The 226-nt window shown below is 54.0% G+C and carries 2 tRNA genes; both read left to right on the forward strand.

Annotated elements, in window-relative coordinates:
• The first annotated feature begins 15 nt into the window (after positions 1-15).
• Positions 16-92 (forward strand) — tRNA-Asp (locus IB213_RS17975).
• Between the two features lie 8 nt (positions 93-100).
• Positions 101-176 (forward strand) — tRNA-Ala (locus tag IB213_RS17980).
• Positions 177-226: the final 50 nt, after the last annotated feature.

The raw sequence follows: 226 nt of genomic DNA on the forward strand, positions 1-226 counted from the left end.
CAAAGCTTCCTGCCAGGAGTGGTAGTTCAGTTGGTTAGAATACCGGCCTGTCACGCCGGGGGTCGCGGGTTCGAGTCCCGTCCACTCCGCCAGTTTCTTTGGGGGTATAGCTCAGCTGGGAGAGCGCTTGCATGGCATGCAAGAGGTCATCGGTTCGATCCCGTTTACCTCCACCAAGATTTATCAGAAACGAGAAATCGGTTCTTAGGTTATGACCCTATCGTCT

Source organism: Comamonas sp. CMM02 (assembly GCF_014851485.1).
Lineage (GTDB): Bacteria > Pseudomonadota > Gammaproteobacteria > Burkholderiales > Burkholderiaceae_C > Comamonas > Comamonas avium.